Raw genomic sequence first — 5,067 nt, forward strand, 5'->3', positions numbered from 1 at the left:
GCCGGCGCCGGCCCCGTCGGCGTCCACCGGGGCGGCGCGGGCGACGTGGCGCACCAACCGGCTCCTGCTCGGGCGCCCCACGACGCGCGGGCTGCTGCTGGCCGGGTGGCTGCCGATCTCCCTGTCGGTGGGGGCGGAGGGGGTCGCGGTCCCCTACGCGGACGGCCTCGGCCGTCCGGACGCGGCCGGGCTGCTGCTGTCGGCCGCCGCGGCCGGGATGTTCGCCGGGAACCTGGTGGCGGCCCGCTGGATCCGCCCGGACCTGCGGGAGCGCCTCGCGCTGCCGCTGGCCGCGCTGACCGGCGCGCCGCTCCTGCTGTTCGCCTTCGGGCCGGGCCTTCCGGCGGCGTGCGCGCTGATGGCGGCGGGGACGTTCGGGCTGGGGTACGAGCTGGTCGTCCAGCGGCGGCTCGTGGACGCGGTGCCCGAGGAGATCCGCGGGCAGGCGGTCGGCCTGTACGGCAGCGGCCTCATGACCGGACAGGCCGCCGGAATCGGATTGGCGGGCGCCCTGGGCGAGGCGGTGGCGCCCGGACGGGTCATGGCGCTGTGCGGGGCCGCGACGCTGGTGGCGTGCCTCTGGCTCCACCGGCCGCTGCGCCGGGGGGTGTGGCGTGTTCGCCCTGTGAGAAGCGAACACGCCACGGACGCGGCTACTTCTGCCAGGGGAAGCGGTCGGCGAAGGCCGGCTTGAGGTGGTCCAGCCAGACCGCCTCAGGGTCGTACTGCGCGAAGAAGGGCTTGCCGACGAGATCGGCGTCGCGGCACTGGATGAAGTGCAGCGCGAAGACCTTCTGGCCCGCGATCTCCATGACCCCGTCCACGCAGACCTTGCCGGGCGTGGCCGACATGGACGGGCCGCGGACGGTCCGCGCCAGTCCGGAGACGTGCTTGTAGGCGTCGCGGAAGATCTCGTACGCCCGGCCGAGCGGCACCGCGAAGTAGTCCTGCGGGCCCGTGTCGCGCTCGACGAACATGTAGTACGGGATCAGACCCATCCGGGTCTGCGTCCGCCACATGCTCTCCCAGTCGGCGGGGTCGTCGTTGATCGTCCGGATCAGCGGCGCCTGGGTGCGGATGACCGCCCCGGTGTCGCGGATGCGGCGGCACGCCTCGGCGACCATGAGGGGTTCGAGCTCGCGCGGGTGCGTGAAGTGCGCCATGAACGCCAGGTTCTTGCCCGAGGCCACGACCTGCTCGAACAGCCGGAGCATGTCGTCGGCGTCGGGGTCGGTGACGAACTTCTGCGGCCAGTACGCCAGCGACTTGGTCCCGATCCGGATGGATTCGAGCTGCTCGATGTCGAGCAGCGGCTCGACGTAGCGGCGCAGCACCGGCTCGCCCATGATCATGGCGTCGCCGCCGGTGAACAGGACGCTGGTGACCTCGGGGTGCGCGAGGATGTACTCGCGCAGCGCGGTGGGCTCGTCGCCGGCCATCTTCAGGTCGGCCTCGCCGACGAACTGCGCCCAGCGGAAGCAGTAGGTGCAGTAGGCGTGGCAGGTCTGGCCCTGCTTGGGGAAGTACAGCACCGTCTCGTCGTACTTGTGCTGCATCCCGGGGATCTTGCCGTCCCCGAAGCTCGGGATGTTGAGCTCCATCTGGCCCGCCGGATGCGGGTTCAGCTTCATCCGCACCACGTGGGCGGCGGCCTCGATCTCCGCCTTCGGCGCCTCGCGGCTCAGCAGGTCCGACAGGCGCGCGACGTCCTCGGCGGGAAGCATGTCCTCCTGGGGGAAGACGAGCCGGTAGATCGGGTCGTCGGGCGCGGCCGACCAGTCGATGAGCTCCTCGATGACGTATGCGTTCGTCCGGAAGGGCAGGACCGTCGCCACCGCCCGGGTCGCGAGCCGCTGCGCGGGTGTCAGCCCCGCGCGAGCGGTGAGCTCGTCGAGGTGCTTCGCCGTGAAGGCGCGGAACTTGCGACCGGTGGATCGCATTGCGGGAGCCGCGTCGTTCACCAGTGTCACGTGTTGGTACTCCTTGCTGTCAGCGGGGGAAGCGCACCCGGGCGCGCCGCCACGTACCGTGATCAGAACCGCTCGGGCCACCTCATTCAACCGTTTGGGGTGGCTTCATGCCGAATTAGTACCCCCTGTACGTCCCCGACAAAGCCATGGTCAGGACATCCCCGACAAATAGGCTCCGTCATCATCGTTGACGCCTCATGTCTTGTCCAACGGCTACAGGACGTCAACTTCTCCGTCAGCCGCCCCCAAGTCTTCGGCCAGCGGATACTCGGCAAAGAGCGCCCCAGGTCACACACCCGCGGCCGGTTCGGAAATACTGGGGGGCGGGTAGGACCGATCGGCGCGCGGGACCGCGCGCGCGTGAGGGGGCCGGGTGAACGCTGACCACCGGGGCGGGCCGGGTGTCGTCCCCATGCACCTGATCGTTCTCGCGGGGCTGGCGTCGGTCACCTACGCCAGCTTCGTGCTGGAGAACCTCCTCAGCCCCAAGCTGGACTTCTTCAACGGCTATGTGAGCGAGCTCTCGGCCTCCGACCAGCCGTTCCACTTCGTCTACAGCGCCGGCGACCTCATCACCGGCGTCCTGTCGATCCTGGTGGCGGCCGGGACGCTCCGCAAGCTCACCCGCGCGCCCCTCGCCACCGCGGGGTGGGTGTTCCTCGGCCTGTTCGGCGTGTGCGCCATCGGCGACGCGTCCTTCCCCCTGGACTGCGCGCCGAGCCTGGAGACCTGGTGCGCCCTCCGGGAGCGCTCCGAGAACGTGTCGTTCTCCCACGAGTTCCACTCGGTGACCAGCAGCGCCGTGATCGTCTGCGGGGTGGCGGCGCTGCTGCTGCTGTCCCTGGCCGCCCGCCGGTACGGCTGGTGGCCCGCCCTGGCCCGGTGGGGCTGGCTGCTGGCGCTCGCCGAGTCGGTGGCCGCGCTCGGGACGCTGGTGGCGATGTACGCGGGGCAGTGGCTCGGGATCGTCCAGCGCGTCCAGATCGGCATCCTGTGCCTGGGCCTGCTGACCATCGCGTGGGCGCTGTACTCCGACCGGAGGGACGCGGCGCGCGCGGCACGGGGCGCGCTGGACGAGCGGGCGGAGGCCCTTCTGTGAGCGGCACGGACGGCAGGGCGGACGGCGGCGCGGACCTCGGCCCCGGCGAGATCGTGAACGTGGGCCGCGAGCAGGTGCACGTCGTCGAGTCGGGCCCGGCGGACGGGCCGCCGCTGCTGCTCAGCTCCGGGCTGGGCGGAGCCTGGTTCGACTGGGAGCCCTCCGTCGCGCTGCTCCGGGAGGACCACCGGGTGATCGTCTACGACCGTCCGGGCCTCGGCCTCAGCCCCGCGGCCGCCGCGCCGCCCTCGCTGCGCCGCGACACCGCCGTCATGGGGGCCCTGGCGGAGCGGGCCGGCCGGCCGGTCACCGTCCTCGCGCACTCGATGGCCGCGTTCGCCGCCGAGGCGCTGGCCAGGACGCGCCACCGGCTCGTGCGGGGCATGGTGCTGCTCGATCCGAGCTACGAGGGCGACGCGTGGGTGCCCGTGCGGCTGGCCGCCGCGCTGGCCCCGCTCGCCGCGGCGGCGGGCGCGGTGCTCGGCGCGACCCGGCTGGCGCGGGTCGCCGGGCCGTTCGGCCGCCGCATGGTCCTCAAGCGCACCAGCCTCCGGGACGACACCGTCCCGGAGGAGGTCGTCCTGTCGGTGTACGGGCGCGGGACGGTCCTCGGCACGGTCCTCGCGGAGGACATGGCCTACCGGGAGATGGCCGCCGACCTGGCGGGTCTCCGCGAGCGGCGCCCCTTCCCGCCCGTCCCGCTGGCCGTGGTGACCGCGCTGGGCGACGTGGACGGCGACGACCGCAAGCGCGCCTGGGCCGAGGCGCACGAGCGGCTCGCCGGGATGACCCCGCACGGCACGCGGATCGAGCTGCCCGACGCCCTGCACATGGTCCCGCTCGACCGTCCCGACGCGGTGGCCGACGCGGTCGCCGGCCTCCGCCGGATGGAGGGGGCGGCATGAGGCGCCTCCCCGCCGCCGTGCTCGCCGTCCTGCTCGCCGTGACGATGTCCGGCTGCAAGGTCATGCAGAGGATCTCCGACGGGGCGTACCGCAACGCCGTCACCGACGGGGTCGTGGACGAACTGGGCGAGCAGGGCATCGAGCTGCGGGAACGCCCGGACTGCAGGTCGCCGGGCCGGGAGACCGACGCGGAGGTGCGCGTCGACTGCACGGCCCTGACCACGACCGGGGAGCCGGTCACCGTGGAGGGCGTGGTCCACGACGCCGACACCGAACGTCCGCGCGAGTCCTACGTGGTGAGCGTCGGCGGGCGCGAGGTGCTCCGCAAGAGCTGCCTCGGCCTCGGCTGCGAGCACCCGAACGGCTGACCGGGCAACGAATCCGCATACGGAACGGAAAATCCGAACACGCAGTGCATACGGGGCCGTACCGTCGGTGACGTAGCGAGTGTGAAGATTCCCAGCGTGAAGATGCCGCGCCTCCGGATCGGCCGCAAGCCGGCCCTGATCCTGGGGTCCGTAGCGCTCCTCGTGATCGCCGCCGTGGGCGGCGGCGCGTTCCTGCTGCTGTCGGGGGGCGAGGAGCTGCAGTACAAGACGCAGGCCGCACTGCGCAGGGCGCTTCCCGTGACGGCCACCGCCGAGCTGCAGAAGCGCGGCGTGCGGCTCGGGGCGCCGCTGCGGTGCGCGGACCTGCCCGGCTGGACGCGGACGAAGATGCGCGTGTCCTGCACCGGCATGACCTCCGACGAGAAGCCGGTCGAGGTCATCGGCAGCGGTGAGCAGGAGTCGCGCCGCAACTACTACACGATCCTCGTGGACGGCCGGCCGGTCGTGGAGAACGCGTCGTGCCTGGGCGCCGACTGCCGCAAGGACGAGGGCTAGGGCCAAGTCCCGGCGGCGTGAGGATCGCCACTCCGGGCGTGGGGCGCCGAGGCAGGCGAAAGGACGCCATACGATGCGATGAGCTGCGTTCTTGCGGCCCACCGTGTTTCCTTCCGTCCTCCTGGAGCGGCCATGACCGGCACCGGCGAGCCGTCGCGGCCCGTGACGCCTCGCCCGGCGGAGCCCGGCCCGCCCGAGCGGGCCCCCGC

6 protein-coding genes are annotated in these 5,067 nt (G+C 72.6%); 5 read left to right on the top strand and 1 reads right to left on the bottom strand.

Going from position 1 to position 5,067, the window contains the following annotated elements:
• Positions 1-694: MFS transporter (locus tag ABWI04_RS41570; RefSeq protein ID WP_353835848.1), on the top strand; the 694-nt coding region annotated here is incomplete at its 5' end.
• Here ABWI04_RS41570 and ABWI04_RS41575 read toward each other — a convergent pair.
• Positions 654-1,940: a KamA family radical SAM protein gene (locus ABWI04_RS41575; protein ID WP_353835849.1), complete on the bottom strand. Its 1,287-nt coding sequence runs from the start codon at positions 1,938-1,940 to the stop codon at positions 654-656. The two genes, ABWI04_RS41570 and ABWI04_RS41575, sit on opposite strands and share 41 nt — an antisense overlap.
• A gap of 403 nt (positions 1,941-2,343) precedes the next feature.
• Here ABWI04_RS41575 and ABWI04_RS41580 point away from each other — a divergent pair, with 403 nt between their 5' ends.
• From ABWI04_RS41580 to ABWI04_RS41595, 4 genes are all read left to right on the top strand, one after another.
• Positions 2,344-3,069, top strand: a complete 726-nt coding sequence (locus ABWI04_RS41580) for a DUF998 domain-containing protein (RefSeq protein ID WP_353835850.1) — start codon at positions 2,344-2,346, stop codon at positions 3,067-3,069.
• The gene (locus tag ABWI04_RS41585) at positions 3,066-3,974 is read left to right on the top strand and encodes an alpha/beta fold hydrolase (protein ID WP_353835851.1); all 909 of its coding nucleotides are present in this window, start codon (positions 3,066-3,068) and stop codon (positions 3,972-3,974) included. Before ABWI04_RS41580 ends, ABWI04_RS41585 begins: the two co-directional genes overlap by 4 nt.
• On the top strand, positions 3,971-4,342 hold the full coding sequence (locus tag ABWI04_RS41590; RefSeq protein WP_353835852.1) for a hypothetical protein: 372 nt from the start codon (positions 3,971-3,973) through the stop codon (positions 4,340-4,342). The genes ABWI04_RS41585 and ABWI04_RS41590 overlap by 4 nt, the downstream gene beginning before the upstream one ends.
• A 102-nt stretch (positions 4,343-4,444) precedes the next feature.
• A complete protein-coding gene (locus tag ABWI04_RS41595; protein WP_345173599.1) occupies positions 4,445-4,858 on the top strand; it encodes a hypothetical protein in 414 nt (137 codons plus the stop codon).
• The last annotated feature ends 209 nt before the right edge of the window (positions 4,859-5,067 follow it).

Origin of the sequence: Actinomadura sp. NPDC000929 (assembly GCF_040492065.1) — a bacterium.
GTDB classification, from domain to species: Bacteria; Actinomycetota; Actinomycetes; order Streptosporangiales; family Streptosporangiaceae; genus Spirillospora; species Spirillospora verrucosospora.